Source organism: Streptomyces sp. NPDC001407 (genome assembly GCF_042895325.1).
Classification (GTDB): domain Bacteria; phylum Actinomycetota; class Actinomycetes; order Streptomycetales; family Streptomycetaceae; genus Streptomyces.
The window spans coordinates 26,386-52,479 of the sequence record NZ_JBIAWF010000001.1 but is presented as its reverse complement, the minus strand read 5'-3'; the positions used below and the strand labels follow the sequence as shown (position 1 = coordinate 52,479).

27 protein-coding genes are annotated in these 26,094 nt (G+C 72.2%); 21 read left to right on the top strand and 6 right to left on the bottom strand.

Translation table 11 applies throughout. The features are described 5' to 3' along the window. The first annotated feature begins 4 nt into the window (after nucleotides 1–4). The 4 genes from leuC to ACFY1P_RS00245 all read left to right on the top strand — a co-directional run bounded on the left by leuC (nucleotide 5) and on the right by ACFY1P_RS00245 (nucleotide 3,276). Complete coding sequence (gene leuC, locus ACFY1P_RS00260) at nucleotides 5–1,438, top strand: 3-isopropylmalate dehydratase large subunit (RefSeq protein ID WP_361527694.1); 1,434 nt, start codon at nucleotides 5–7, stop codon at nucleotides 1,436–1,438. 5 nt (nucleotides 1,439–1,443) lie between these two features. Next, a complete protein-coding gene (leuD, locus tag ACFY1P_RS00255; RefSeq protein ID WP_361527692.1) occupies nucleotides 1,444–2,037 on the top strand; it encodes a 3-isopropylmalate dehydratase small subunit in 594 nt (197 codons plus the stop codon). Between the two features lie 169 nt (nucleotides 2,038–2,206). Beyond that, on the top strand, nucleotides 2,207–2,452 hold the full coding sequence (locus ACFY1P_RS00250; RefSeq protein ID WP_116214085.1) for a hypothetical protein: 246 nt from the start codon (nucleotides 2,207–2,209) through the stop codon (nucleotides 2,450–2,452). A gap of 125 nt (nucleotides 2,453–2,577) precedes the next feature. After that, the gene (locus ACFY1P_RS00245) at nucleotides 2,578–3,276 is read left to right on the top strand and encodes an HU family DNA-binding protein (RefSeq protein ID WP_361527690.1); all 699 of its coding nucleotides are present in this window, start codon (nucleotides 2,578–2,580) and stop codon (nucleotides 3,274–3,276) included. Nucleotides 3,277–3,359: 83 nt separating this feature from the next. On the opposite strand, the gene ACFY1P_RS00240 is transcribed toward ACFY1P_RS00245, so the two are convergent. Together ACFY1P_RS00240 and cofC are read right to left on the bottom strand one after the other, a co-directional pair. Beyond that, complete coding sequence (locus tag ACFY1P_RS00240) at nucleotides 3,360–3,569, bottom strand: hypothetical protein (RefSeq protein ID WP_361527688.1); 210 nt, start codon at nucleotides 3,567–3,569, stop codon at nucleotides 3,360–3,362. 117 nt (nucleotides 3,570–3,686) lie between these two features. Then, entirely contained in the window at nucleotides 3,687–4,352 is a 666-nt protein-coding gene (gene cofC, locus ACFY1P_RS00235; RefSeq protein ID WP_390749537.1) for a 2-phospho-L-lactate guanylyltransferase, read from the bottom strand. A 160-nt stretch (nucleotides 4,353–4,512) separates the two neighbouring features. Here cofC and ACFY1P_RS00230 point away from each other — a divergent pair, with 160 nt between their 5' ends. From ACFY1P_RS00230 to ACFY1P_RS00220, 3 genes are read left to right on the top strand one after another with little or no spacing between them, the layout of a single operon-like run. Further along, nucleotides 4,513–5,259, top strand: coding sequence for a lysophospholipid acyltransferase family protein (locus tag ACFY1P_RS00230; protein WP_361527684.1), 747 nt, complete (start codon nucleotides 4,513–4,515; stop codon nucleotides 5,257–5,259). Then, nucleotides 5,256–6,257 carry an NAD(P)H-dependent glycerol-3-phosphate dehydrogenase gene (locus ACFY1P_RS00225; protein ID WP_361527682.1) on the top strand — a complete coding sequence of 334 codons (1,002 nt, stop codon included), beginning with the start codon at nucleotides 5,256–5,258 and terminating at the stop codon, nucleotides 6,255–6,257. The genes ACFY1P_RS00230 and ACFY1P_RS00225 overlap by 4 nt, the downstream gene beginning before the upstream one ends. Before the next feature lie 34 nt (nucleotides 6,258–6,291). Then, the gene (locus tag ACFY1P_RS00220; protein ID WP_390749229.1) at nucleotides 6,292–7,446 is read left to right on the top strand and encodes a D-alanine--D-alanine ligase family protein; all 1,155 of its coding nucleotides are present in this window, start codon (nucleotides 6,292–6,294) and stop codon (nucleotides 7,444–7,446) included. Here the strand turns inward: ACFY1P_RS00220 and ACFY1P_RS00215 are convergent. Both ACFY1P_RS00215 and ACFY1P_RS00210 read right to left on the bottom strand, forming a co-directional pair. Then, nucleotides 7,443–7,949: a DUF3515 domain-containing protein gene (locus tag ACFY1P_RS00215; RefSeq protein ID WP_390749228.1), complete on the bottom strand. Its 507-nt coding sequence runs from the start codon at nucleotides 7,947–7,949 to the stop codon at nucleotides 7,443–7,445. The two genes, ACFY1P_RS00220 and ACFY1P_RS00215, sit on opposite strands and share 4 nt — an antisense overlap. A gap of 20 nt (nucleotides 7,950–7,969) precedes the next feature. Continuing rightward, nucleotides 7,970–8,203, bottom strand: a complete 234-nt coding sequence (locus tag ACFY1P_RS00210; protein ID WP_361527676.1) for an Lrp/AsnC ligand binding domain-containing protein — start codon at nucleotides 8,201–8,203, stop codon at nucleotides 7,970–7,972. Nucleotides 8,204–8,340: 137 nt separating this feature from the next. Between ACFY1P_RS00210 and ACFY1P_RS00205 the strand changes: the two genes are divergently transcribed. Beyond that, nucleotides 8,341–9,312 carry a thiamine-phosphate kinase gene (locus ACFY1P_RS00205; protein WP_361527674.1) on the top strand — a complete coding sequence of 324 codons (972 nt, stop codon included), beginning with the start codon at nucleotides 8,341–8,343 and terminating at the stop codon, nucleotides 9,310–9,312. A gap of 10 nt (nucleotides 9,313–9,322) precedes the next feature. Continuing rightward, nucleotides 9,323–10,111, top strand: a complete 789-nt coding sequence (thiD, locus tag ACFY1P_RS00200; protein ID WP_390749227.1) for a bifunctional hydroxymethylpyrimidine kinase/phosphomethylpyrimidine kinase — start codon at nucleotides 9,323–9,325, stop codon at nucleotides 10,109–10,111. 153 nt (nucleotides 10,112–10,264) lie between these two features. Here thiD and rpmB read toward each other — a convergent pair whose 3' ends face one another. Further along, nucleotides 10,265–10,450 carry a 50S ribosomal protein L28 gene (gene rpmB / locus ACFY1P_RS00195; RefSeq protein ID WP_087926075.1) on the bottom strand — a complete coding sequence of 62 codons (186 nt, stop codon included), beginning with the start codon at nucleotides 10,448–10,450 and terminating at the stop codon, nucleotides 10,265–10,267. Between the two features lie 325 nt (nucleotides 10,451–10,775). On the opposite strand from rpmB, the gene ACFY1P_RS00190 reads away from it, so the two are divergent. The 9 genes from ACFY1P_RS00190 (at nucleotide 10,776) to mutM (ending at nucleotide 20,063) form a co-directional block, all read left to right on the top strand. Beyond that, complete coding sequence (locus ACFY1P_RS00190; protein ID WP_390749226.1) at nucleotides 10,776–12,497, top strand: DAK2 domain-containing protein; 1,722 nt, start codon at nucleotides 10,776–10,778, stop codon at nucleotides 12,495–12,497. A gap of 78 nt (nucleotides 12,498–12,575) precedes the next feature. Further along, nucleotides 12,576–14,819 carry an ATP-dependent DNA helicase RecG gene (gene recG / locus ACFY1P_RS00185; RefSeq protein WP_390749225.1) on the top strand — a complete coding sequence of 748 codons (2,244 nt, stop codon included), beginning with the start codon at nucleotides 12,576–12,578 and terminating at the stop codon, nucleotides 14,817–14,819. A 108-nt stretch (nucleotides 14,820–14,927) separates the two neighbouring features. Beyond that, nucleotides 14,928–15,530, top strand: a complete 603-nt coding sequence (rsmD, locus tag ACFY1P_RS00180; RefSeq protein ID WP_390749224.1) for a 16S rRNA (guanine(966)-N(2))-methyltransferase RsmD — start codon at nucleotides 14,928–14,930, stop codon at nucleotides 15,528–15,530. A gap of 26 nt (nucleotides 15,531–15,556) precedes the next feature. Next, nucleotides 15,557–16,036, top strand: coding sequence for a pantetheine-phosphate adenylyltransferase (coaD, locus tag ACFY1P_RS00175; protein ID WP_361527703.1), 480 nt, complete (start codon nucleotides 15,557–15,559; stop codon nucleotides 16,034–16,036). A 99-nt stretch (nucleotides 16,037–16,135) separates the two neighbouring features. Further along, on the top strand, nucleotides 16,136–17,230 hold the full coding sequence (locus tag ACFY1P_RS00170) for an ATP synthase F0 subunit B (protein WP_390749536.1): 1,095 nt from the start codon (nucleotides 16,136–16,138) through the stop codon (nucleotides 17,228–17,230). A gap of 189 nt (nucleotides 17,231–17,419) precedes the next feature. Further along, a complete protein-coding gene (locus tag ACFY1P_RS00165) occupies nucleotides 17,420–18,016 on the top strand; it encodes a YceD family protein (protein WP_361527664.1) in 597 nt (198 codons plus the stop codon). 2 nt (nucleotides 18,017–18,018) lie between these two features. Then, on the top strand, nucleotides 18,019–18,192 hold the full coding sequence (gene rpmF / locus ACFY1P_RS00160; protein WP_030087884.1) for a 50S ribosomal protein L32: 174 nt from the start codon (nucleotides 18,019–18,021) through the stop codon (nucleotides 18,190–18,192). A 19-nt stretch (nucleotides 18,193–18,211) separates the two neighbouring features. Next, entirely contained in the window at nucleotides 18,212–19,057 is an 846-nt protein-coding gene (gene rnc, locus ACFY1P_RS00155) for a ribonuclease III (protein WP_361527661.1), read from the top strand. Nucleotides 19,058–19,181: 124 nt separating this feature from the next. Beyond that, nucleotides 19,182–20,063 carry a bifunctional DNA-formamidopyrimidine glycosylase/DNA-(apurinic or apyrimidinic site) lyase gene (gene mutM, locus ACFY1P_RS00150; protein WP_361527659.1) on the top strand — a complete coding sequence of 294 codons (882 nt, stop codon included), beginning with the start codon at nucleotides 19,182–19,184 and terminating at the stop codon, nucleotides 20,061–20,063. A 33-nt stretch (nucleotides 20,064–20,096) separates the two neighbouring features. Here the strand turns inward: mutM and ACFY1P_RS00145 are convergent, their stop codons facing one another. Further along, on the bottom strand, nucleotides 20,097–20,990 hold the full coding sequence (locus tag ACFY1P_RS00145) for a CAP domain-containing protein (RefSeq protein WP_361527657.1): 894 nt from the start codon (nucleotides 20,988–20,990) through the stop codon (nucleotides 20,097–20,099). 212 nt (nucleotides 20,991–21,202) lie between these two features. Here ACFY1P_RS00145 and ACFY1P_RS00140 point away from each other — a divergent pair, with 212 nt between their 5' ends. The 3 genes from ACFY1P_RS00140 (at nucleotide 21,203) to smc (ending at nucleotide 25,976) form a co-directional block, all read left to right on the top strand. Continuing rightward, the gene (locus ACFY1P_RS00140) at nucleotides 21,203–21,484 is read left to right on the top strand and encodes an acylphosphatase (RefSeq protein WP_361527655.1); all 282 of its coding nucleotides are present in this window, start codon (nucleotides 21,203–21,205) and stop codon (nucleotides 21,482–21,484) included. A 423-nt stretch (nucleotides 21,485–21,907) separates the two neighbouring features. Further along, nucleotides 21,908–22,114: a hypothetical protein gene (locus ACFY1P_RS00135; RefSeq protein ID WP_361527654.1), complete on the top strand. Its 207-nt coding sequence runs from the start codon at nucleotides 21,908–21,910 to the stop codon at nucleotides 22,112–22,114. A 280-nt stretch (nucleotides 22,115–22,394) separates the two neighbouring features. After that, nucleotides 22,395–25,976, top strand: a complete 3,582-nt coding sequence (gene smc / locus ACFY1P_RS00130; protein ID WP_390749223.1) for a chromosome segregation protein SMC — start codon at nucleotides 22,395–22,397, stop codon at nucleotides 25,974–25,976. Nucleotides 25,977–26,094: the final 118 nt, after the last annotated feature.

The window sequence follows — 26,094 nt, the reverse complement described above, 5'->3', positions numbered from 1 at the left end:
AGCGATGGGACGGACACTCGCGGAGAAGGTCTGGGACGACCACGTCGTCACGCGCGCCGAGGGCGAGCCCGATCTCCTCTTCATCGATCTGCACCTGCTCCACGAGGTGACCAGCCCGCAGGCGTTCGACGGGCTGCGCAAGGAGGGCCGCCCGGTCCGCCGCCTCGACCTCACCATCGCCACCGAGGACCACAACACGCCCACCCTCGACATCGACAAGCCGATCGCGGACCCCGTCTCCCGCATCCAGCTGGAGACCCTGCGCAAAAACTGCGCGGAGTTCGGCGTGCGGCTGCACCCGCTGGGCGACGTCGAGCAGGGCGTGGTCCACGTGGTGGGACCGCAGCTGGGCCTGACCCAGCCCGGCACCACGGTCGTCTGCGGCGACAGCCACACCTCCACCCACGGCGCCTTCGGCGCGCTGGCGTTCGGCATCGGCACCAGCCAGGTCGAGCACGTCCTCGCCACCCAGACCCTGCCGCTGGCCCCCTTCCGGACCATGGCCGTCACCGTCGAGGGCGAACTGCCCGAGGGCGTCACGGCCAAGGACCTGATCCTGGCGGTCATCGCCCGCATCGGCACCGGCGGCGGCCAGGGTTACGTCATCGAGTACCGCGGCCCGGCCATCGAGAAGCTCTCGATGGAAGCGCGCATGACCGTCTGCAACATGTCCATCGAAGCGGGCGCCCGCGCCGGGATGATCGCCCCCGACGACACCACCTTCGCCTACCTCGAAGGCCGCCCCCACGCACCCCGGGGCGCCGACTGGGACGAGGCCGTCGCCTACTGGCGCACCCTGCGCACCGACGACGACGCCGTCTTCGACCACGAGGTGGTCATCGACGCCACCGAGCTCTCGCCGTTCGTCACCTGGGGCACCAACCCGGGCCAGGGCGCGCCCCTGTCGGCGAAGGTCCCGGACCCGGCCTCCTACGCCGACCCATCCGACCGCCTCGCCGCCGAAAAGGCCCTGGAATACATGGGGTTGACGGCGGGTCAGGCACTGCGCGACATCCGTGTGGACACCGTCTTCGTGGGCTCCTGCACCAACGGCCGCATCGAGGACCTGCGCGCCGCGGCCGCCGTCCTCGACGGCCGGCGCGTCGCCGACGGCGTCCGGATGCTGGTCGTCCCCGGGTCCGTGCGCGTCTCCCTCCAGGCCGTCGCGGAAGGGCTGGACAAGGTGTTCACCGCCGCCGGGGCCGAATGGCGGCACGCGGGTTGCTCCATGTGCCTGGGCATGAACCCCGACCAACTCGCGCCCGGCGAGAGGTCCGCGTCGACCTCCAACCGCAACTTCGAGGGCAGGCAGGGCAAGGGCGGCCGCACCCACCTGGTCTCGCCCCAGGTCGCCGCCGCCACCGCGGTCCTGGGCACGCTGGCCTCCCCGGCCGACCTGACCGACGCGTCCGACGTACGCACTTCCGTAGGGGTCTGAGAGACATGGAAGCCTTCACCACGCACACCGGCCGGGCCGTACCGCTGCGCCGCGGCAATGTCGACACCGACCAGATCATCCCGGCGCACTGGCTCAAGAAGGTCACCCGCGACGGCTTCGAGGACGGACTCTTCGAGGCGTGGCGCAAGGACCCGGAGTTCGTGCTGAACCGCCCGGAGCGCCAGGGCGCCACCGTCCTGGTGGCCGGCCCCGACTTCGGTACCGGCTCCTCCCGCGAACACGCCGTCTGGGCGCTGCAGAACTACGGCTTCAAGGCCGTCGTCTCCGCCCGGTTCGCGGACATCTTCCGCGGGAACTCCCTCAAGAACGGGCTGCTGACCGTCGTCCTGCCCCAGGAGACCGTCGACGCCCTCTGGCAGCTGACCGAATCGGACCCCACCGCCGAGGTGACGGTCGACCTCGTCGGGCGCCAGGTCCGGGCCGCGGGCATCACGGCTGATTTTGAGCTTGACGAGAACGCCCGCCGACGTCTGCTGGAGGGGCTGGACGACATCGGCCTGACCCTCCGGCACGAGGCCGACATCGCCGCCTTCGAGGCCCGCAGGCCCGCGTACAAGCCATCCACGGCCCAGTTCTGACACGGATTTCGAGCCCGTCCGGCCGCCGGCCGACACGCTTGCGGGGACCCGGATTTTCGCTGCTCACCCAGGGTTTGACATGATGCGCCCCCTGTCTTCGGACAGGGGGCGCATCGCTTTGTTGAGGCCCTGTGAAGCGACAACTCGCCTCAGATGGCACAATCGGTGCATGGAACGCGACAGCCAACTCGAGCTTTACCGGCTCGTCGCCGACCAACTCAAGCAAGCGCACACCAGGGTGCGCACACTGCAAGTCCCGGAGGGCGTACGGATGGCGCTGTCCCGGAAGCTGCTGGCCATCACGGCTGCGGCAAAGCACGATCTCTCAGGCGCGGCAAAGCGTCTGGACCGGCTGATGAACGACCTCGACGAGGGCCGTTTCCCCGAAGAGCCCGACCGTGACGGAACTCCGTGATGGTCGAGTTCGTTGCGGCACAAGGGTGATTAGACCGTTTCGTGTTTGATTTGCGGTATATATCTGCCTAACGTGCGAAAAGGCTGGAACGCATTCGTTCCAGCAATGTCTCCGAAGGGGAAGACGTGAACAAGGCGCAGCTCGTTGAAGCGATTGCCGACAAGCTCGGTGGCCGTCAGCAGGCCGCAGACGCGGTCGACGCGGTACTCGACGCGATCGTCCGTGCAGTTGTCGCCGGGGACCGGGTCTCGGTCACCGGCTTCGGCTCGTTCGAGAAGGTCGACCGTCCGGCCCGTTACGCCCGCAACCCGCAGACGGGTGAGCGCGTGCGGGTCAAGAAGACGTCCGTGCCGCGCTTCCGCGCGGGCCAGGGCTTCAAGGACCTGGTGAGCGGCTCGAAGAAGCTGCCGAAGAACGATGTCGCCGTGAAGAAGGCGCCCAAGGGCAGCCTTTCGGGCGGCACCAAGGTGACGGCCAAGGCCGCGGCCAAGAAGGCCACCGCCAAGAAGGCCACGGCGAAGAAGACCACGGCCGTCGCGAAGAAGACCACGGCGAAGAAGACCACCGCCAAGAAGACGACGGCCACCGCCACCAAGGCCGCCGCGAAGAAGACCACGGCGAAGAAGGCCACCCCGGCCAAGAAGGCCACGGCCACCAAGGCGACCGCCAAGAAGGCCACCACGGCCAAGAAGGCGACCGCCACCACCAAGAAGGCGGCTGCGAAGAAGACCGCGCCCGCCAAGAAGGCCACGGCGACCAAGGCTCCGGCGCGCAAGACCACGGCGCGCAAGACCACCGCCAAGAAGGCCGCCGCCAAGAAGTAAGGCTGCGACCGCGTCACGCGCCGGGCCGGGCTCCCTCCGGGGAGCCCGGCCCGCGGTGTGTGTCGCGGCCCCTGGAGGGCCGTTCAGAAGGTCTGGAGCGTCACCAGGGAGATGTTCCCGGCGCTCTCGGCCTCGCCTTCCGCGTACTCGATCCGTACGCGCTGGCCGGGCCGCAGCAGCCGCAGGCCGCCGGCGTCGAACGCCGCGGTGTCGAAGGGCACCGGGGTGCCGTCGTCCAGCAGCACGCTGCCGGAGCGGGTCGAAGGGTCGTAGGTGTACGCGGTGGCCTGCATGGGGCGAGCCTATGCGCTCCGCCGGAAGTGCGGTAAGCCGTCCGCGGCCGCGCCGTGGCCGGTCGAGCTCCGGGGTCCTGTCGGACCGCACCGGACTTCACCGAACCGGGAAATCCCTCACGGCACCGCCTGGCCGGCCCGGCCGGGTCCGCGCACCGGCAGCCCCGCCGCCGCGGCGGCCGTCCGCGGGCCGAGCCCCAGCGCCCGCGCCGCCCGCAGATCGGATTCCGTGTCCACGTCCTGGCGCACGGAGTCGACCCCCGTGAGCTCGATCTCGCGGGCCCCCGACGCACGGTGACGGGCGCGCGAACGGCCCTCGAACGCCGGAGCCAATTCCATTCCGGGAGCCGCCGAGAGAAGCGTCGTCCCGATTCCCGCCGCGTCCGCGAGAAAAGCCCGCGGGAATTCCGCCGCGCAATCGAGCACCCGCCCGAGTTCCACCGGACGCAGCGCCGGCAGATCCGCGTTGAGCGTCGCCACCGCGGACCGCGGACTGTGCGCCCGCACGGTGCGCGCGCCGTGCGCCAGCGCGCCGTTCAGCCCGCCGGACTCCGCCGGCTCGGGCAGCACCCGGGCGCCGAGCGCCGTCAGCTCCGCACCGGCCAGCGGATCGTCCGTGACGACCACCACACCCCCCACCGCCGGACAGGCCAGCGCGGCCGCCACCGTGTCCAGGGCGAACGCCAGCGCGAGGGCGGGCCGCGGAGCGTGCCCGGTGCCCTGCGCGAGACGGCTCTTGGCCTGGGACAGCGGCTTCAGCGGCACCACCAGGGTCCAGGCCACATCCGCCCCCTCTCTTCGCATCAGCCTCATTGTCACCCGCTGCCGCAGTCGTGCGAGGGGCGCGGGGTTACGGTGTTCTCGACAGACCGGGTACCTGGGGCGACACTTGTGCGGCCCCCGGGTTCATACAGCCCCCAGGTCCCAAGAGAAGGGTGTCCGAGTGTCCCGCCACAGAATCGGCTTCTGGTACCGCTTTACGGCGGTGTTGGCAAAACCGCCGCTCGTGGTTCTGTTCAAGCGGGACTGGCGCGGAATGGAGCACATTCCGGCCGACGGCGGGTTTATCACCGCGGTCAACCACAACTCGTATCTCGACCCGCTCTCCTACGCGCACTTCCAGTACAACACCGGCCGCGTCCCCCGCTTCCTGGCCAAGGCGGCGCTGTTCAAGGGCAGCTTCGTCGGCGCCGTGCTGCGCGGCACCGGGCAGATCCCGGTCTACCGCGAGACCACCGACGCCGCCACCGCCTTCCGTGCCGCCGTCGACGCCATCAACAAGGGCGAGTGCGTGGCCTTCTACCCCGAGGGCACCCTCACCCGCGACCCCGACATGTGGCCGATGGAGGGCAAGACCGGCGCCGCCCGTGTGGCACTGCTCACGCAGGCGCCCGTCATCCCGGTCGCCCAGTGGGGCGCCAACGAGGCCATGCCGCCGTACGCCAAGGAGAACAAGCTCCGGCTCTTCCCCCGCAAGACGCTCAAGGTCCTCGCGGGCCCGCCCGTCGACCTCTCCGCGTACTACGGCAAGGAACCCACCGCCGAGGTGCTGCGCGCCGCCACCGACGACATCATGGCCGCCATCACCGCCCTCCTCGCCGAACTCCGCGGCGAGAGTGCCCCCGCGGAGCCGTACAGCCACCGCAAGGCCCGCGCCGCGGCCCGCCAGGCCCAGGAGGACACCAAGTGACGCGCTGCGCCGTCTACGGCACCGGATCCTGGGGCACCGCCTTCGCGATGATCCTCGCCGACGCGGGCTGCGAGGTGACGATGTGGGGCCGCCGGGAATCCCTGGTGACGGCGATCAACACCACCCGCGTCAACCCCGACTACCTCCCCGGCACCGAGCTCCCCGCGGCCGTGCGGGCCACCACCGACCCCGCCGAGGCCGCCGCCGGCGCGGACTTCACCGTCCTCGCCGTGCCCTCGCAGACCCTGCGCGGCAACCTCACCGAGTGGGCGCCCCTGCTGGCCGCCGACACCGTCCTCGTCTCCCTGATGAAGGGCGTCGAACTGGGCACCGCCAAGCGGATGAGCGAGGTCGTCGAGGAGGTCGCCAAGGTCTCCGCCGACCGCGTCGCCGTCCTCACCGGCCCCAACCTCGCCAAGGAGATCGCCGCCAGGCAGCCCGCCGCGGCCGTCGTGGCCTGCCGGGACGAGAGCGTGGCCAAGCGGCTCCAGACGGCCTGCCACACCCCGTACTTCCGCCCCTACACCAACACCGACGTCGTCGGCTGCGAACTGGGCGGCGCCGTCAAGAACGTCATCGCGCTCGCCGTCGGCATCGCCGACGGCATGGGCCTCGGCGACAACGCCAAGGCGTCGCTCATCACCCGCGGCCTGGCCGAGACGACCCGGCTCGGCCTCGCCATGGGCGCCGACGCGCACACCTTCGCCGGCCTCGCCGGGATGGGCGACCTCGTGGCCACCTGCTCCTCGCCGCTCTCCCGCAACCACACCTTCGGCACCAACCTCGGCCGCGGCATGACCCTCGCCGAGACCATCGCGGTCACCAAGCAGACCGCCGAGGGCGTCAAGTCCTGTGAATCCGTGCTGGATCTGGCGCGCCGGCACGACGTCGACATGCCGATCACGGAGACCGTCGTGGAGATCGTGCACGAGGGGAAGCCGCCGCTGGTGGCCCTCAAGGAGCTGATGTCGCGCAGCGCCAAGCCCGAGCGGCACTGACGCACCCCGTACCACCAGGTAGTCTCGTCGCGATATGAGCAGCGAGACCACCACCCAGAGCCCTGACCGGAGCCGTAAGCCGCGCATCGCGGTCGTGTTCGGCGGTCGCAGTTCCGAGCACGCGATCTCCGTCGTCACCGCCGGCGCCGTCATGGGCGCGATCGACCGTACGAAGTACGACGTGCTGCCGATCGGCATTACCACCGACGGCCGTTGGGCGCTCACCGCCGACGACCCCGAGCGGATGGCCATCGACGGCCGCACGCTGCCGAGCGTCGCCGAGCTCGACCGCTCGCCCGACGGCACCGTCGTGCTCCCGGTCGACCCCGCCTCCCGCGAGGTCGTCTACACCGAGCCGGGCGCCGTCCCCAAGGTGCTGGGCGAGGTCGACGTCGTCTTCCCCGTGCTGCACGGCCCGTACGGCGAGGACGGCACCCTCCAGGGCATGCTGGAGCTCTCCGGCATCCCCTACGTGGGCGCCGGTGTGCTCGCCTCGGCCGTCGGCCAGGACAAGGAGTACATGAAGCGGGTCTTCATCTCCTACGGCCTGCCCGTCGGCCCGTACGAGGTGGTCCGCCCGCGCGAGTGGCAGGCCGATCCGGCCGCCGCCCGCAAGAAGATCGTCGACTTCGCCGGTGAGCACGGCTGGCCGCTCTTCGTGAAGCCCGCCCGCGCCGGCTCCTCCATGGGCATCACCAAGGTCGACGACATCGCCGGCCTGGACGACGCCATCGCCGAGGCCCAGCGCCACGACCCCAAGATCATCGTGGAGTCGCTGCTGCGCGGCCGGGAGATCGAGTGCGGCGTGCTGGAGCTCGAGGACGGGCCGCGCGCGAGCCTCCCGGCCGAGATCCCGCCGGTCACCGCCCACGACTTCTACGACTTCGAGGCGAAGTACATCGACTCCGCCGCGGGCATCGTCCCGGCGCCGCTGACGCCGGAGCAGACGGCGCGCGTCCAGGAGCTGGCCGTCCAGGCCTTCGACGCCGTCTCCTGCGAGGGCCTGGTCCGCGCGGACTTCTTCCTCACCGAGGACGGCGAGTTCGTCATCAACGAGATCAACACCATGCCCGGCTTCACGCCCATCTCGATGTACCCGCGGATGTGGCAGGAGAGCGGCATGAGCTACCCCGAGCTGGTCGACGCGCTCGTGCAGGCGGCGCTGCGCCGCTCCACGGGCCTGCGCTAGTCGACGTAGCCGAAGGGGATCGTCTTCTTGACGGCGTCGGCGAGATCGGTGAGCGCACCGAGATCGCCGGCGTCACCGGCGACCTTCTTCGGCAGCGTCACCTCCACCCACACCTCGCGGTGCACGGTGGTGCAGCGGATGCTCCCGTCGGACTGCCGCTCCGGCAGCCACTCGACACCGTCCGCCTCCACCGAGCCCGTGGAGGGCGCGTACGTCTTGGACCCCTCCCGGATGATCTCGGGGCGCCGCACCCCGCAGCGCAGCGCGATCGCGGGGTCGCCCCAGACAGCGGTGAAGTCCGAGACGGGAGCGGCCTCGCGCCGCTTCAGCCCGTCCACGGACTCCGGAAGCGCCTTGTGCAGTGCCCGGCAGGGCTCGACCGCCCGCGCCGGCGGTGTGGGAACCGCCGGGCCCGCCGTGTCGTTGCCCGAGGAACAGCCAACGGCGGCGAACAGTACGACGACAGCGGGCAGGCCGAGCGACCGGCGGGGCGAGAACTTCACCGGGCGAGCATACGGGGGACCTACAGATGGACGACCGGGCAGGTCAGTGTGCGGGTGATGCCCTCCACCTGCTGCACCTTCGCGACCACCATCCGGCCGAGCTCGTCGACCGTCTCGGCCTGGGCCCGCACGATCACGTCGTACGGACCGGTCACGTCCTCGGCCTGGATCACTCCCGTGATCTTTCCGATGACTTCGGCCACGGTCGACGCTTTGCCGACCTCGGTCTGGATCAGGATGTACGCCTGTACCACGGAACCTCCAGGGCGGCTACGAGGATCATGTGGGGAGAAGAGACGCCACGGTACCGCGTCGCCGTACGGCGCGGGGAGACCCGCGCTGACTGCGCGGCGCGGCGAATGTCACAACCGATACTCCTAGGAGGAGCTCAGTGAAAGGCACCGTGGGCGAGTTGGGGGAGTTCGGGCTCATCAGAGAGCTTACTTCCCGGCTCACCACCACCCCGGCGGTCCGGCTCGGGCCGGGTGACGACGCCGCGGTGGTCGCTGCGCCCGACCGGAGGGTCGTGGCCAGTACGGACGTGCTCCTGGAAGGGCGGCACTTCCGTCGCGACTGGTCCACGGCGTACGACGTCGGCCGCAAGGCCGCCGCGCAGAACCTCGCCGACATCGCCGCCATGGGCGCGGTCCCCACCGCCGTCCTGCTCGCCCTCGTCGTGCCCGCCGAACTGCCCGCCACCTGGCCGACCGAGCTGATGGACGGCATCCGCGACGAGTGCCAGGTCGCGGGCGCCGCCGTGGTCGGCGGCGACGTGGTGCGCGGCGACACCATCACCGTGGCCATCACGGCCCTGGGCGACCTGCGCAACCACGAGCCGGTCACCCGCTCCGGCGCACAGCCCGGCGACGTCGTCGCGGTCACCGGCTGGCTCGGCTGGTCCGCCGCCGGACTCGCCGTGCTCGTCCGGGGCTTCCGCTCGCCGCGCGCCTTCGTCGAGGCGCACCGGCGCCCGGAGCCGCCGTACCACGCGGGCCCCGCCGCGGCCGGGCTCGGCGCCACGGCGATGACCGACGTCAGCGACGGCCTGATCGCCGACCTCGGGCACATCGCCGAGGCCAGCAAGGTCCGCATCGACCTGCGGACCGCCGCGATCGACGTCCCCACCCAGATGTCCGACATCGGGCAGGCGGTCGGCGTCGACCCCCTGCAGTGGGTGCTCACCGGGGGAGAGGACCACGCGATCGTGGCCACCTTCCCGCCGGACGTGAAGCTCCCCGCCCGCTGGAAGGTCATCGGTGAGGTCGTCAGCCCCTCCGCGCTCCCGCAGGTGACCGTCGACGGCGCGCCCTGGGACAAGACCGGCGGCTGGGACCACTTCGGCGACACCGAGCCCGACGAGTAGATTCGGCGGCATGCCGATACCTCCACGCGTGCTGACCGTCGCCGGATCCGACTCCGGCGGCGGTGCGGGCATCCAGGCCGACCTCAAGACGATGCTCGCCCTCGGCGTGCACGGCATGAGCGTGCTCACCGCCGTCACCGCGCAGAACTCCCGCGGGGTGCAGGGCGCCTGGTCGCTGCCCGCCGAAGCGGTGCGCGCGCAGTACCGCAGCGTCGTCGACGACATCGGCGTCCAGGCCGTGAAGACCGGGATGCTCGCCTCGGCCGCACTCGTCGAGACCGTCGCGGAACTCCTCACCGGCCTCGACGCCCCCGTGGTCGTCGACCCGGTGGGCATCTCCAAGCACGGCGACCCGCTGCTCGCCGCCTCCGCGCTCGACGCGCTGCGCACCGAGCTGCTGCCCGTGGCGACCGTCGCGACCCCCAACCTCGACGAGGTCGCCTGGCTCACCGGCATCCACGTCACCGAGGAGGCCGGCCTGCGCCGGGCCGCCGAGGCGGTGCTCGCCTTCGGACCGGCATGGGCGCTCGTCAAGGGCGGCCACCTGGACGGCGCCGAGGCCGTCGACCTGCTGACCGACGGCACCGAGGAACACTGGCTGCGCGCCCCCCGCCACGACAACCACCACACGCACGGCACCGGCTGCACCCTCGCCAGCGCCGTCGCCGCGGAACTCGCCAAGGGCAGCGAGGTGCCGGAGGCCGTCGCGGCGGCCAAGGAGTACGTCACCGGGGCCATCGCCGCGGGCTTCCCGCTGGGCGCCGGGATCGGCCCCGTGCACCACGGCTGGCGCTTCTAGACGACGCAAGCTTCTGGACGACGAAGGCTTCTGTACGACGGAAGGCTCCCGGGGCGCCCCCGGGAGCCTTCCGTCAACCGCGTCCGGACATGCGAAAAACCGGCCCACCCAAAGGTGGACCGGTGTCCGCTTGCTCGGGAAAAGTCAGGCGCTTCAGCGCGAGACCTTGCCGGCCTTGATGCACGAGGTGCAGGCGTTGATCCGCTTCGGCGTGCGCCCGATCACTGCGCGCACCCGCTGGATGTTGGGGTTCCAACGACGGGGGGTACGGCGGTGCGAGTGCGAAATAGCGTTGCCGAAGCCCGGCCCCTTGCCGCAGACGTCGCAGTTGGCAGCCACGGGTTACTCCAAAGACGGGTCATCCCCACTTGCGCGGGAACAACAGGCACGTACGGTGAATCCCTGCGTGCCGAAATCTGAGTGACCGGCAGTATCAGGGGATGTTCCTGATTTTCATCAGGCAACCGGAGCAGCATACATCGGCTGCTCCCGTACAACGAAACTACCATGGCCGCCCGGCACCGGCCGGGGCCGCACCGGCGGGCCGGACCCGCCTCCTCCGGCCTCGCCCGCGGGGTTTCCACCGGCCGCCCGCACCGGCCCGCCGCGGGACTACGCTGCCGGTCACTGCCACACCGCCCCGAGGAGTCCGAGGAGGACACACGTGCCGGAAACGCTGGACGCCACCGCGGTACGCACCTGGTGCGCTCTGGCCCTCGACGCGCTCGGGCGGGCCCGCGAGGAGATCGACGCGATCAACGTCTATCCGGTCGCGGACGGCGACACCGGCACCAACCTCTATCTGACCGTCGAGTCCGCAGCCCGCGCGGTCGAGGCGGTCTTCGAGGGCCACGCTACGGCGGACCCGGCCGCCCGCGACCGCCTCCCCGGCCTCCCCGACGCCGTACGGGCCATGGCCCACGGCGCCCTCATAGGCGCGCGCGGCAACTCCGGCACGATCCTGGCCCAGCTCCTGCGCGGCATGGCGGAGGTCCTCGCGGCCGGGGAGCCCGCGGCCGGGCCCGACGGCGGGGAGGCGCTGCGCCGGGCGCTGCGGCGGGCCGTCGCGTCCGCCTACGAGGGCGTGGCCCGGCCGGTCGAGGGCACGGTGCTCACCGTCGCCGCCGCCGCGGCGAAGGCGGCCTCGCGGGCGCCCGGCGGCGCCCCGGAAGTGGCCCGCGCCGCCGACGAGGCGGCCCGCGCCGCCCTCGCGGTCACCCCCGGCCAGCTGGACGTGCTCGGCGAGGCAGGCGTCGTCGACGCCGGCGGCCTCGGCCTGGTGGAGGTCCTGGGGGCGCTCTCCCGCGCGCTGTCCGGCGAGAGCGCCCCGCCCGAGGCCCGCAGGGAACGCCACCACCGCGCCGGGCGGCAGGAGGCCGGAGGCGACGCGCCGTCCACGCGCGTGTGGCGCACGGAGCCGGAGACGGAGCCGGAATCCGCCACCGGCTGCCGCCCCGCGCCCGGCGGCCACGCCACCCCCGCCTTCGAGGTGATCTACCTCCTGGACGCCGACGACACCGCCGTCGCCCGCCTGCGGGCCCGGCTCGACGCGCTCGGCGACTCGCTCGTCGTCGTCGGCGGCGACGGCCTGTGGAACGTCCACGTGCACGTCGACGACGCCGGAGCGGCCGTCGAGGCCGGCATCGAGGCCGGGCGCCCCCACCGCGTCCGCATCACCCACTTCGGCCCCGCGGCCGGGACCACGGCCCGCACGCGGGAGCCCGTACAGCGGGCCGTCGTCACCGTCGTGCCCGGCGACGGGCTGGCCGGGCTGTGCGGCGAGGCCAGCGCCACCGTCGTCCCGGCCGGGCCCGGCGAGGTGCCCGCCAGCGGCGAGCTGGTCGCGGCCATCCGGCGCGCGCACGCCCGCGAGGTGGTGCTCCTGCCCAACGACCCCGAGCTGCGCCACACCGCCGCGGCCGCCGCCGACCAGGCCCGCACCGAAGGCGTACGCGTCGCCCTCATCCCGACCCGCTCCGCGGTCCAGGGCATCGCCGCGCTCGCCGTCCACGAGCCGGAGCGCGGCTTCGACGAGGACGTCGTCGCCATGACCGCCGCCGCGGGCGCCACCCGCTACGCCGAGCTGGCCGTCGCCGAGCGGCAGTCCTGGACCATGGCCGGCATCTGCCAGGCCGGGGACGTGCTCGGCCTCATCGACGGCGATGTGGCCGTCATTGGCACGGAGCTCGCCGCCACCGCCGAGACCGTCCTCGACCGCATGCTCGCCGCGGGCGGCGAGATGGTCACCCTGGTCCTCGGCGCGGGCGTCCCCGGCTCCGTCGCGGACCGCCTGGAACGGCACGTACGCGACGGCCACCTCGCCGTGGACACCGTGGTCTACCGCGGGGGCCAGCAGACGGCGCCGCTGCTCATCGGCGTCGAGTGACGCGCCGCGCCCGCCCCGGCCCCGCCGGGAGGCGGCCGCGGAACGCGGTTTGTCAGTCCCGTGGTGTGCAATAGGGGCGTGCCCGCGCTAGACGAACCCCTGAAGAAGATCCTCGGCGGCAACACCGCGAAGGTGATGGCCGAGCACCTCGACCTGCACACGGCCGGCGACCTGCTGCACCACTACCCGCGCCGCTATGCCGAGCGCGGCGAGCTGACCCGGCTCGCCGACCTGCCGCTCGACGAGCACGTCACCGTCGTCGCCCAGGTCGCCAAGGCCGCCCTGAAGACCTTCAACCACGGCAAGGGCGTCCGCCTGGAGGTCGTGGTCACCGACGGCAGCGGCTCGCTGACCCTCGTCTTCTTCGGCCGGGGCGCCTATGTGCGGGAGAAGGAGCTGCTGCCCGGCCGTCGGGGGATGTTCGCGGGCAAGGTCTCCCTCTTCAACCGGACCCGTCAGCTCCTGCACCCCGACTACGAACTCCTCGACAAGGAGAGCGGCGCCGACGCCGCCGAGTCCTTCGCAGGCCGGCTCCTGCCGATCTATCCGGCGTGCAAGCAGTTCCAGTCCTGGAAGCTCACCAAGGCCGTCGACACCCTGCTCGACCTCTTCGAGGCCGAGCACTGGCGGGACATCGCCGACCCCCTGCCCCCGGCGCTGCGCGACGGCCGGGGCCTCGCCGAGCTCCCGGACGCCTTCCGCAAGGTCCACCGCCCGCGCTCGAAGGCCGACATCGAGGACGCGCGGGCCCGCCTGAAGTGGGACGAGGCGTTCGTCCTCCAGGTCGCCCTCGCCCGCCGCCGGCACGCCGACTCCCAACTGCCCGCGGTCGCCCGCAAACCCGTCCCCGGCGGCCTCCTCGACGCCTTCGACGCGAAGCTCCCCTTCACCCTCACCGAAGGCCAGCTCAAGGTCTCCGCGGAGATCTTCACCGACCTCGCGGCCGAACACCCCATGCACCGCCTCCTCCAGGGCGAAGTGGGCTCCGGCAAGACGATGGTCGCCCTGCGGGCCATGCTCGGGGTCGTCGACGCGGGCGGTCAGGCCGCGATGCTCGCGCCCACCGAGGTGCTCGCCCAGCAGCACCACCGGTCGATCACCGAGATGATGGGCGAGCTCGCCGAGGGAGGCATGCTCGGCGGGGCCGAGCAGGGGACCAAAGTGGTGCTGCTCACCGGCTCCATGGGCACGGCGGCCCGGCGGCAGGCCCTGCTGGACCTCGTCACCGGCGAGGCAGGCATCGTCATCGGCACCCACGCCCTGATCGAGGACAAGGTGCAGTTCCACGACCTCGGCCTGGTCGTCGTCGACGAACAGCACCGCTTCGGCGTCGAGCAGCGGGACGCGCTCCGGTCCAAGGGCAAGCAGCCGCCCCACCTGCTGGTGATGACCGCGACCCCGATCCCGCGCACCGTCGCCATGACCGTCTTCGGCGACCTGGAGACCTCGGTGCTCGACCAGCTCCCCGCCGGGCGCTCGCCCATCGCCACCCACGTCGTGCCCGCCAAGGACAAGCCGCACTTCCTGGCCCGCACCTGGGAGCGGGTGCGCGAGGAGGCCGAGGGCGGCCACCAGGCGTACGTGGTCTGCCCGCGCATCGGCGACGACCTCGCGGAGGAGGCCGACGGCCCCACGGCCGCCAAGACCCCCAAGTCCCGCAAGAAGCCCGAGGAGAGCGAGCCCACCGCGGAGGACCTGGCCGAGAAGCGGCCGCCGCTCGCCGTCCTCGACATCGCCGCGCAGCTGGCCGCGGGTCCCCTGCGCGGGCTCCGCGTGGAGGTGCTGCACGGCCGGATGCAGCCGGAGGCGAAGGACGACGTCATGCGCCGCTTCGCCGCCGGCGAGGTCGACGTGCTCGTCGCCACCACCGTCATCGAGGTCGGGGTGAACGTCCCCAACTCCACCGTCATGGTGATCATGGACGCGGACCGGTTCGGTGTCTCCCAGCTCCACCAGCTGCGCGGCCGCGTGGGCCGCGGCTCGGCCCCCGGCCTGTGTCTGCTGGTCAGCGAGATGCCCGAGGCGAGCCCCGCGCGCGCCCGGCTGGCGGCGGTCGCCGCCACCCTCGACGGCTTCGAGCTTTCCCGCATCGACCTGGAGCAGCGCCGCGAGGGCGACGTCCTCGGCCAGGCGCAGTCCGGCGTCCGCTCGTCGCTGCGGATGCTCACGGTCATCGAGGACGAGGAGGTCATCGCCGCCGCCCGCGAGGAGGCCGCCGCGGTGGTCACCGCCGACCCCGAGCTGACACGACTGCCCGAGCTGCGCACTGCGTTGGACGCGCTGCTGGACCGTGAACGCGAGCGGTATCTGGACAAGGGCTGAGACAGGAGTGCCCCACGGGCCGGGGGTGAGCGCGCCCCGCACGTTCTAATCTGAGTGGACGGCGGGCCCACCCGACCCGCCGACCGACCGCGAAGGACCGAGGACCCCATGACCCGCGTGATCGCCGGTACCGCCGGCGGACGCCGCCTGGCCGTGCCGCCCGGCACCGGCACCCGCCCGACCTCCGACCGGGCGCGCGAGGGCCTGTTCTCCACCTGGGAATCGCTCTTCGGCCCCCTGGAGGGGGCCAGGGTGCTGGATCTGTACGGCGGCTCCGGAGCGGTCGGCCTGGAGGCCCTCTCGCGCGGCGCCGCGCATGTCCTCCTGGTGGAGGCCGACGCCCGCGCGGTCCGCACCATCCGTGACAACGTCCGCGCCGTCGGGCTGCCGGGCGCCGAGGTGCGCGCGGGCAAGGCCGCGCAGGTCGTCGCCGGACCGGTGCCCACCGCCCCGTACGACGTGGTCTTCCTCGACCCGCCCTACGCCGTCGAAAACGACGATCTTCGGGAGATTCTCCTCACACTCCGCGCCCAGGGCTGGCTTGCGGACGACGCGCTGGTCACCGTTGAGCGCAGCACCAGGGGCGGGGAGTTCCCCTGGCCGGACGGCTTCGAGCCCCTGAGGGCCCGTCGCTACGGCGAGGGAACGCTTTGGTACGGTCGCGCCGCTTCGACGTGCGCCGAAGAGACGACATCTCCCCGCGCGTCATGAATGGACCGGAGAGCGAGGAACCACAGTTGCGCCGCGCCGTCTGTCCGGGGTCGTTCGACCCCGTCACCAATGGACACCTCGACATCATCGCCCGCGCTTCCAAGCTGTACGACGTCGTGCACGTCGCCGTGATGATCAACAAGTCCAAGCAGGGCCTGTTCACCGTCGACGAGCGCATCGACCTGCTCCGCCAGGTCACCGCGGAGTACGGCAACGTGGAAGTGGAGGCGTTCCACGGACTCCTCGTCGACTTCTGCAAGCAGCGCGACATCCCCGCCATCGTGAAGGGCCTGCGGGCGGTCAGCGACTTCGACTACGAGCTCCAGATGGCCCAGATGAACAACGGGCTCTCGGGGGTGGAGACCCTCTTCGTCCCCACCAACCCCACCTACAGCTTCCTGTCCTCCAGCCTCGTCAAGGAGGTCGCGGCCTGGGGCGGCGACGTCTCCCACCTGGTGCCGCCGCTGGTGCTGGAGGCGCTCGGCGAGCGGCTCGGCCGGGACTGACGGGCTGACAGCTCGTCACCCGGTGTCGGGCGGGGGTCGACTGGCCGTACAGTCGTCCCCGTTCGTGCCCATCGTCAGAAGAGAGTGGCGAGCGCCAAGGTGGACGTGCAGAAGAAGCTCGACGAGATCGTCCGGGCCGTCTCCGGCGCCCGGTCCCTGCCCATGTCGGCCTCCTGCGTCGTCAACCGGGCCGAGCTGCTCGCCCTGCTGGAGGAGGTGCGGGCCGCCCTGCCCGACTCCCTGGCCCGGGCCGAGGAGCTGATCGGCGGCCGTGAGCGGCTCGTCGCCGACGCCCGCGAGGAGGCCGAGCGGATCATCGAGTCCGCCCGCGCCCACCGCGGCTCGCTGATCTCCGACACCGAGGTCGCCCGCCAGTCCCAGGAGGAGGCCGACCGCATCCTCGCGGAGGCCCGCCGGGAGGCCGAGGAGATCCGTGCCGAGGCCGACGACTACGTCGACAGCAAGCTCGCCAATTTCGAGGTCGTCCTCACCAAGACCATCGGCTCCGTCGACCGCGGCCGCGAGAAGCTGCTGGGCCTGCCGGGGGCGGAGGGTGACCGGGACGCGGAGGGACTGCCCGACGACGGCCCCGAGCGCAGCTCGGACCCCGGGCTCCAGCGGCAGCGTGCCGACGCCTACGTCGACGCCAAGCTCGGCGCGGTCGCGGCCGTGCTGGCCAAGACCCTGGAGGCGGTCGGCCGGGGCCGGGAGAAGCTGACCGGCGCCCGTCCGACGGACGAGCTGGGTGCCCACATGGCCGCCCAGGACGGCCTCCCCGGCGGCCACCACACCAGCGACGCCGACTTCCTCGCGGAGCTGGCGGCCCCGCGGGAGCCCGTCGGCCCACCGCCCGCGGCGCCGCCCGTGCCCGCGCAGCCGGACTACTACCCGGCCCAGGCCTACGAGCCCGACCCGTATGCCTACCAGACGTCCTACGGCCGGCCCGATCCGTACGCGGTCCAGGGCGGCTACGCCCAGCACGACCCCTACGCCTGGCCCGCCCCGGCCGCGTCGGGGGGCTACGACCAGCACGGCGGCTACACCGCTCCGGCCGGCCACCAGGGCCACGAACAGCAGTCACCTCAAGCCCAGCAGCACCAGCCGTCCCAGCAGCCCCAGCTCGACGAGACGAGTCTCTTCGACACGAGCATGATCGACCTCGATCAGCTCCGCCGGTACGAGCAGGGACGCTGACGGCCCGAGGGCCGCATCGGCCGGTTGCCGATTGGGTGTACGGCGGCCCGTCGAGTATTCTGGCTCTTCGGTCGCGTGTGCATTCGCGATCAGGGCTGCCCGGGACGCGTATCGCGCGTCGGGGGGCCCTCGCCGCAGCGTAGAAAGCAGGAAACCCTGAACGCCCACCTTGATCACCGTTCCCCTCTCGTGTTCGACACACGCGAGCTGGGCCGGCGTCCCGGTGCGCTGAAGCGGGTCTCCCGTTCGATCGAGGCACCCGCCGATCTCGGTATCGAGGTCATCGGGGTCGCCGAGGGCGCGACGGTGGAGCTCGACCTCCGCCTGGAGTCGGTCATGGAAGGGGTGCTTGTCACAGGCACCGCCCGTGCACCGCTGACAGGGGAGTGCGTAAGGTGTCTGGAGCCGCTGGAGCGAGAGCTCGAAGCGGACTTCCAGGAGATGTTCTCCTACCCCGACGCCGACGCCCGGAGCCGCCCCGCGGCCACGGACGACGACGCCGAGGAAGACGAGGAGGACATGCTCTTCCTCGAGGACGACCTGTTCGACCTCGAACCCGTGCTGCGTGACGCGGTGGTGCTCGCACTGCCGCTGCAGCCGGTGTGCCAGGAAGACTGCCCTGGCCTGTGCTCCGAGTGCGGAGCGCGGCTGGCGGACGACCCGGAGCACCACCATGAGTCCGTCGACATTCGTTGGGCGGCACTGCAGGGACTCGCCGGGTCCAACCAGGACGGCGAGATGGACAACGCACCCCGCTCCGGCGGGGATGACTCACAGGAGAAGTAGCCGTGGCTGTTCCGAAGCGGAAGATGTCGCGCAGCAACACGCGCCACCGCCGGTCGCAGTGGAAGGCTGCGGTCCCCACCCTGGTGGCATGCGCTAGCTGCCACGAGCCGAAGCTGCAGCACATCGCGTGCCCGAGCTGCGGCACCTACAACAAGCGCCAGGTCCTCGAGGTCTGATCGGCGGGTGACAGGCTCAATGTCAGACGCCATTACGCCGAAGAAGGCGCCGGCGGACACGGCCTCGTCTCACACGCTTCTGGAAGGGCGGCTCGGGTACAGACTCGAGACCGCCCTTCTGGTGCGTGCGCTGACTCACCGTTCCTTCGCGTACGAGAACGGCGGGCTGCCCACCAACGAGCGGCTGGAGTTCCTCGGTGACTCCGTGCTCGGCCTGGTGGTCACCGACACGCTGTACCGCATCCACCCCGACCTGCCCGAGGGCCAGCTGGCCAAGCTGCGGGCCGCGGTGGTCAACTCCCGTGCGCTGGCGGAGGTCGGCCGCGGTCTCGACCTCGGCTCCTTCATCCGGCTCGGCCGGGGCGAAGAGGGCACGGGCGGCCGGAACAAGGCGTCCATCCTCGCGGACACGCTGGAAGCCGTGATCGGTGCGGTCTATCTCGACCAGGGCCTCGAAGCCGCCGGCGAGCTGGTGCACCGGCTCTTCGATCCGCTGATCGAGAAGTCCTCCAACCTCGGTGCGGGCCTGGACTGGAAGACCAGCCTCCAGGAACTGACCGCCACGGAGGGACTGGGCGTCCCGGAGTATCTCGTCTCCGAGACCGGCCCCGATCACGAGAAGACCTTCACGGCTGCTGCCCGCGTCGGTGGTGTCGCGTACGGCACCGGCACCGGCCGCAGCAAGAAGGAAGCGGAGCAGCAGGCGGCGGAGGCCGCCTGGCGCGCCATCCACGAAGCGGCGGAGGCACGCGCCTCGGCCGCACAGGCCAAGGCCACGGCCGAGGCCGCCCCGGAGGCCACGGCCACCGGGACCGACCCGGCGGCTTCCGAGCCCGCCGACGGTGTGCAGGGCGCGTCGCACTGACGCGTGTTCGTCCGTGATCGCCGGGCGGGTCCTCGAAGACCCGCCCGGCGATCACGTTTCACCGAGTGCCCCGGGGCCGCGGCCCCGGCGGGCGAAATATCCCCCGCGAAGGAGTACCGCTGCCGTGCCCGAGCTGCCCGAGGTCGAGGTCGTACGGCGCGGTATGGCGCAGTGGGTCAGCGGACGCACCATCGCCGACGTGGCGGTCCTGCACCCCCGGGCGATCCGCCGGCACCCGGCCGGGCCCGACGACTTCGCCGACCGGCTGACCGGGCGCACGCTCGGCACCGCCCACCGCCGCGGGAAGTATCTCTGGGTGCCGCTCGAAGCGGCCGGGCAGGCCGCTCCCGGCCTCTCCCTGCTCGCCCACCTCGGGATGAGCGGTCAACTCCTCGTCCAGCCGCGGGAAGCGCCCGACGAGAAGCACCTGCGGATCCGCATCCGCTTCGCCGACACCCTCCCCACCGAGCTGCGCTTCGTCGACCAGCGCACCTTCGGCGGCCTCTCGCTGCACGAGCCCGTGCCCGGCGACCCCGACGGGCTGCCCGACGTCATCGCGCACATCGCCCGCGACCCGCTGGACCCCGCCTTCGACGAGGCCGCGTTCCACACCGCGCTGCGCCGCCGCCGTACGACCGTCAAGCGGGCCCTACTCGACCAGTCGCTGATCAGCGGCGTCGGCAACATCTACGCCGACGAGGCGCTGTGGCGCTCTCGGCTGCACTACGACCGCCCCACGGCGACGCTCACCCGCCCGCGCAGCGCAGAACTGCTCACGCACATCCGTGAGGTCATGAACGAGGCGCTCGCCGTCGGCGGCACGAGCTTCGACAGCCTCTACGTCAACGTCAACGGTGAATCCGGCTATTTCGACCGGTCGTTGGACGCGTACGGCCGTGAGGACGAGCCGTGCCGCCGCTGTGGCACGCCGATGCGGCGGCGCCCGTGGATGAACCGCTCCAGCTACTTCTGCCCCCGCTGCCAGCGCCCGCCGCGCGGGGCCTGACGCCGGCGGCGGGGCACGCCGTCCTCCCCGCGCTCAATAGCCGAAGTCCTGCGTCCACCAGGGCCCGCCCGCCCCGGGGTTCACACCGATCCCCAGCGTGCGGTACTCCCGGTTGAGGATGTTCGCCCGGTGTCCCGTGCTGTGCATCCACGCCTCCATGACGGCCTCGGGGTCGGGCTGGCCGCGCGCGATGTTCTCGCCGCCGAGGTTCCCGATGCCGCGGCCGGCCGCGCGGTCCCACGGGGTGCGCCCGTCCGGGTCGGTGTGCGCGAAGAAGCCGCGCCGGGCCATGTCGTCGCTGAAGGACTGCGCCAGCGAGGAGAGCCGGGGGCTGGGAGCCAGCGGCCGGGCGCCGACCTTGGCCCGCTCCTTGTTGACCAGGGCGAGGATCTGGGCGACGGGCGTCGCCTGGAGGTCGACCGCTTCGGTAGCCGTGCCCGGATCGCCGGGGTCCGCCACGGGCAGATCCGCGGCGGCGGTGCCGGGGATCGTGGCCGGGAGGGTGTGCGCCTCGCTGCCGGGATCGATGCCGGACCCGTCCGGCTCGGGCGACGGCGCCTCCGGGGAGGGGTCGGCGGAGGGCGTGGGCCGCGCCTCCGGGCGCTGCGCCCCGCGGCTCACCGGCAGCCCGCCGCGGTCGGGCGCGGGGGCCTGCGCGCGCGGCTGCGGGTCGCTCTGCAGGACGGGCGGGTCGTCGGCGCGCACCTGCCCGCCGGGGCTGCCGCCGCCTAGCTGGAGGGTGTCCCCTCCGGAGAACAGCCCCGAGGCCATCGCGACCACACCCATCGCCATCGCCGCAGAAGCGCCGAGCAGCCCGGTCCGCACGGGGGCGCTCACCCGGCCGCGCCGCCGCGCGGTGCGGTGCCGGCCTGCGTCGGTGGGTTCGCCGGGCCCGTACGGGGGCCCGGTGCCGGAGGTCCCGTGCACCGAGGGCGTCTCGGCCGGCGGGGGAGCGGCTGCGGGGTGACCGGGGGCTTGGTGGGCAGAGCGTCGATGGCGACCCATCCGCTGCCTTCCTCACGTGTTCGGCGTCATCGTGCGTCACTCGTACGGGGGTGGGACCTGACGACCGGCGACTGTACGGCAATAGGGCCAGGGTCTAAGCGCTTCGTATGCAATTGGTCGGTTAACGTGCAGACATGAACGAGAATGTCCGTCTGACGGCCTGGGTCCGGGGCCATGTGCAAGGTGTCGGCTTCCGATGGTTCACCCGGGAGAACGCCTTGCGGATCGGTGGGCTCGAGGGCTTCGCCTCGAATCTCGCCGACGGCCGGGTCCAGGTGGTCGCCGAGGGCGCGCGCGAGGGCTGTGAACAATTGCTCGACTGGCTGCGTGACGGGAACACGCCCGGCCGCGTGGAGGGCGTCACGGAGATCTGGGACGTGCCGCGCGGCGGTTATGACGGCTTCGAGATCCGCTGACCATCCATGCCGGAATGGGGATTTTTATCCCGGGGCGGGCGGGGCGGACCCCCGCAGAGAAGCGGTGTCCGTGAGGCGCGGCGACCTTATTGATATGTCATTGGCATATGCGAACGGAAGAAATTCCCTGATGGTTGCCAACTCGCCGCTCTCGTGGAAGGCTGCTGCTCAACGGATGATCTCTACGCCCCTCCGGGCCCGGGAGCGACTGCGCCGCGTATTCACCGCCGCGCACCCCTGGGACGCCCGCCGATACGGGGTGTGATCGTGTTGACCGTCAAACTTTTTGGTGAGACTCTGGAAGCCCCGCGCACCTTAGCTGTTTGGCATTGAACACCGCAGTAGTGATGGCAGACCGCGGGTGCGAATCCCTCACGACCCACACCGCTTCGGTCGGTCACTCAGTGTGGAGGACCATCCATCATGGCAAAGGCGCTTCTCGGTTACGTCGGCGGCTCCGACCCCCGAGTCCTCTCCGAGATGCGACGGCTTCAGCAGCGTGTCCAGGACCTTGAATCCGAGCTCATCCGGATGCAGGCCGAGAACGACGCGCTGACTGCCGCCGCTCACCACGGCGACTCGTTGCTCGACAGCATCGACGTATCCCAGGCGGAGCCTGCGCTCGCCTGACCGCAGCCGCCCTGCCCCGGGGGCCCGGTCGGGCTGCACTGTCAGCCGCTTGAGAGTTGCAAGGGACGCTCCGGCGTCCCTTCGTCGTATCCGGTGGGCCCCATCTGATCGTCGTATCACCGTGCCGTTTTCCGGCCGTTTTCCTCCCGTCCCCTTGGACTGATGTGCCCTGCCCCTTCCCGGGTGAAACCGGAAAATTGAAAGGGGCAGCTTGTTGTCGCCCCCGGCTGCCTCGTGCCGGGCGGTCGTGGGGGGCGCGCGGCCGGTAGAGTCCTTCCGCGTGCACCTCAAGAGCCTGACCCTGCGAGGGTTCAAATCCTTCGCCTCCGCGACGACCCTGCGCTTCGAGCCCGGGATCACGTGCGTGGTGGGACCCAATGGCTCCGGAAAGTCCAATGTGGTCGACGCGCTTTCCTGGGTCATGGGAGAACAGGGCGCGAAGTCACTGCGCGGCGGCAAGATGGAGGACGTCATCTTCGCCGGGACCACCGGCCGTCCGCCGCTGGGCCGCGCCGAGGTCTCGCTCACCATCGACAACTCCGACGGCGCGCTGCCCATCGACTACGCCGAGGTCACCATCACGCGGATCATGTTCCGCAACGGCGGCAGCGAGTACCAGCTCAACGGCGACACCTGCCGGCTCCTCGACATCCAGGAACTGCTCTCCGACTCCGGCATCGGCCGCGAGATGCACGTCATCGTCGGCCAGGGCCAGCTGGACTCCGTCCTGCACGCCGACCCCATGGGCCGCCGCGCCTTCATCGAGGAGGCGGCCGGCGTACTGAAGCACCGCAAGCGCAAGGAGAAGGCGCTGCGGAAGCTCGACGCGATGCGGGCGAACCTCGCGCGCGTCCAGGACCTGACCGACGAACTGCGCCGCCAGCTCAAGCCGCTCGGCCGGCAGGCCGCGGTCGCCCGCCGGGCCGCGGTCATCCAGGCCGACCTCCGCGACGCCCGGCTGCGGCTGCTCGCCGACGACCTGGTGACCCTGCGCCGGGCCCTGCACGCCGAACTCGCCGACGAGGCCGCCCTCAAGGCCCGCAAGGAGGCCGCCGAGAGCGCGCTGCGGGCGGCCGCGCAGCGCGAGGCCGCGCTGGAGGAGCAGGTCCGCGCGCTCACACCGCGCCTCGCCGCCGCCCAGCGGACCTGGTACGAGCTGTCGCAGCTCGCCGAGCGGGTGCGCGGCACGATCGGCCTGGCCGACGCCCGGGTCACCAGCACCACCACCGCGCCCGCCGAGGAGCGCCGCGGCCGCGACCCCGAGGATCTGGAGCGCGAGGCGGCCCGGGTCCGCGAGCAGGAGGCGGAGCTCGAGGCCGCGCTCGAAGCGGCGGGCACGGCCCTGGAGGAGACCACCGCGCACCGGGCCGAGCTGGAGCGCCGGCTCGCGGAGGAGGAGCGGCGGCTGCGCGACGCCGCCCGCGCCGTCGCCGACCACCGCGAGGGCCTCGCCCGCCTGCACGGGCGCGTCACCGCCGCGCACGGCCGGGCCGCCTCCGCGCAGGCCGAGATCGACCGGCTGACCGCCGCCCGCGACGAGGCCCGCGAACGGGCGGCCACCGCCGAGGAGGAGTACGAGCGGCAGCGGGCCGAGGTCGAGGGGCTCGACGCGGGGGACCTCGAGCTCGCCGCCCGGCACGAGGACGCCAAGCGCGAGCTGGCCGCGGCCGAGGCGGCGCTGACGGAGGCCCGGGAGGCGGCGACGGCCACCGAGCGCCGCCGCGCGGCGACCGCCGCCCGCCGCGACGCCCTGGCGCTGGGCCTGCGCCGCAAGGACGGCACGGGCGCGCTGCTGTCCGCGCAGGATCGTTTGTCCGGACTGCTCGGACCGGCCGCCGAGCTCCTGACGGTCGCCTCCGGCCATGAACTCCCCATCGCAGCCGCCCTGGGCGCCGCCGCCGACGCCCTCGCCGTCACCGACACCGCCACGGCCGCCGAGGCCCTGCGCCTGCTGCGCAAGCAGGACGCCGGGCGCGCGGCACTGCTGGTGGCGCGTGGTCTGGGCGATGCCGGAGAACACCGCACCGCCCCGGCGCCCGCGGGCCCCGGCCCCCGTCCCGCGCTCGAACTCGTCCACGGGCCCGCCGCGTTGCTGGCCGCCGTGGCACCGGTGCTGCGGAACGTCATGGTCGTCGGGACGCTGGACGAGGCCGAGGAACTGGTGGCCGAACGGCCGGAGTACGTCGCCGTGACCGCCGAGGGCGACCTCCTCGGGGAACACTTCGCGCAGGGCGGCTCCGGTGGCGCGCCCAGCCTGCTGGAGGTGCAGTCCGCCGTCGACGAGGCCACCGCCGAACTGGCCGAACTGGACTCCCGCTGCGAGGAATTGACGCTCGCCCAGCGGACCGCGGACGAGCGGCGCGTCGCATGCGCCGCCCTGGTCGAGGAGCTGGCGGGCAGGCGCAGCGCCGCGGACCGCGAGAAGTCGCAGGTCGCCCAGGCTCTGGGGCGCCTCGGCGGGCAGGCGCGCGCGGCGGCCGACGAGGCGGGCCGTACGGCGGCGGCCGTGGCACGGGCCGAGGAGGCACTCGTCCGCGCCACCGAGGAGGCCGAGGAGCTGGCCGAGCGGCTGGCGGTGGCCGAGGAGGCGGGCCCGGAGGACACGGACGAGCCGGACACCTCCGTACGCGACCGGCTCGCGGCCGACGGGGCCAACGCTCGGCAGACCGAGATGGAGGCCCGGCTCCAGGTCCGTACGCACGAGGAGCGGGTGAAGGCGCTCGCCGGACGGGCGGACGGGCTGGACCGGGTGGCGCGCGCCGAACGGGAGGCGCGGGCGCGTGCGGAGCAGCGGCGCGCCCGGCTGCGCCACGAGGCTCGCGTCGCCTCGGCCGTCGCCGCGGGTGCCCGGCAGCTGCTGGCGCACGTGGAGGTGTCGGTCGTCCGTGCCGACGAGGAGCGTACGCACGCGGAGGCGGCGAAGGCCGAACGCGAACGGGACCTGATCGCGGAGCGCAACCGGGGCCGCGAGCTCAAGGACGAGCTCGACCGGCTCACGGACTCGGTGCACCGGGGCGAGGTGCTCGGCGCGGAGAAGCGGCTGCGCATCGAGCAGCTGGAGGCCAGGGCCCTGGAGGAGCTGGGCGTGGAGCCCACGGCGCTCGTCGCGGAGTACGGGCCGGACCAGCCCGTACCGCCGTCGCCGCCGGCCGAGGGCGAGGAGCTGCCCGAGGACCCGGAGGACCCGAGGAACCGGCCGGTGCCCTATCTGCGGGCCGAGCAGGAGAAGCGGCTGAAGGCCGCGGAGCGCGCGTACCAGCAGCTCGGCAAGGTCAATCCGCTCGCGCTGGAGGAGTTCGCGGCGCTGGAGGAGCGGCACCAGTTCCTCTCCGAGCAGCTGGAGGACCTCAAGAAGACCCGCAGCGACCTGCTCCAGGTGGTGAAGGACGTCGACAAGCGGGTCGAGGAGGTCTTCACGGAGGCTTACCACGACACCGCCCGGGAGTTCGAGGGCGTCTTCTCGCGGCTCTTCCCCGGCGGGGAGGGCCGGCTCGTGCTCACCGACCCGGACGACATGCTGGCGACCGGTGTGGACGTGGAGGCGCGGCCACCGGGCAAGAAGGTCAAGCGGCTGTCGCTGCTGTCGGGCGGCGAGCGGTCCCTGACCGCGGTGGCACTGCTGGTGGCGATCTTCAAGGCGCGGCCCAGCCCGTTCTATGTGATGGACGAGGTCGAGGCGGCGCTGGACGACACCAATCTGCAGCGGCTGATCCGGATCATGGAAGAGCTCCAGGAGAGCTCCCAGCTGATCGTGATCACCCACCAGAAGCGGACGATGGAGGTCGCGGACGCGCTGTACGGCGTGTCCATGCAGGGCGACGGAGTTTCCAAGGTGATCAGTCAGCGACTGCGTAGTTCCTGACCGCTACTTCAAGTGTTGAACGCAACGCTCAGGAAGCCCCCAGGAAACTTCTTGGTTACGACCTATTGACTTAGAAAATTGAAGGCATAAGGTCTGCAACGTTGCTAATACCTTCAAG

What these genes read in the sequence shown, in the direction of transcription:
- leuC (WP_361527694.1), top strand. Translation starts at nt 5, where the DNA reads ATGGGACGGACACTCGCGGAGAAGGTCTGGGACGACCACGTCGTCACG.
- leuD (WP_361527692.1), top strand. Translation starts at nt 1,444, where the DNA reads ATGGAAGCCTTCACCACGCACACCGGCCGGGCCGTACCGCTGCGCCGC.
- ACFY1P_RS00250 (WP_116214085.1), top strand. Translation starts at nt 2,207, where the DNA reads ATGGAACGCGACAGCCAACTCGAGCTTTACCGGCTCGTCGCCGACCAA.
- ACFY1P_RS00240 (WP_361527688.1), bottom strand. Translation starts at nt 3,569, where the DNA reads ATGCAGGCCACCGCGTACACCTACGACCCTTCGACCCGCTCCGGCAGC.
- ACFY1P_RS00220 (WP_390749229.1), top strand. Translation starts at nt 6,292, where the DNA reads ATGAGCAGCGAGACCACCACCCAGAGCCCTGACCGGAGCCGTAAGCCG.
- thiD (WP_390749227.1), top strand. Translation starts at nt 9,323, where the DNA reads ATGCCGATACCTCCACGCGTGCTGACCGTCGCCGGATCCGACTCCGGC.
- rsmD (WP_390749224.1), top strand. Translation starts at nt 14,928, where the DNA reads ATGACCCGCGTGATCGCCGGTACCGCCGGCGGACGCCGCCTGGCCGTG.
- rnc (WP_361527661.1), top strand. Translation starts at nt 18,212, where the DNA reads ATGTCAGACGCCATTACGCCGAAGAAGGCGCCGGCGGACACGGCCTCG.
- ACFY1P_RS00140 (WP_361527655.1), top strand. Translation starts at nt 21,203, where the DNA reads ATGAACGAGAATGTCCGTCTGACGGCCTGGGTCCGGGGCCATGTGCAA.
- ACFY1P_RS00135 (WP_361527654.1), top strand. Translation starts at nt 21,908, where the DNA reads ATGGCAAAGGCGCTTCTCGGTTACGTCGGCGGCTCCGACCCCCGAGTC.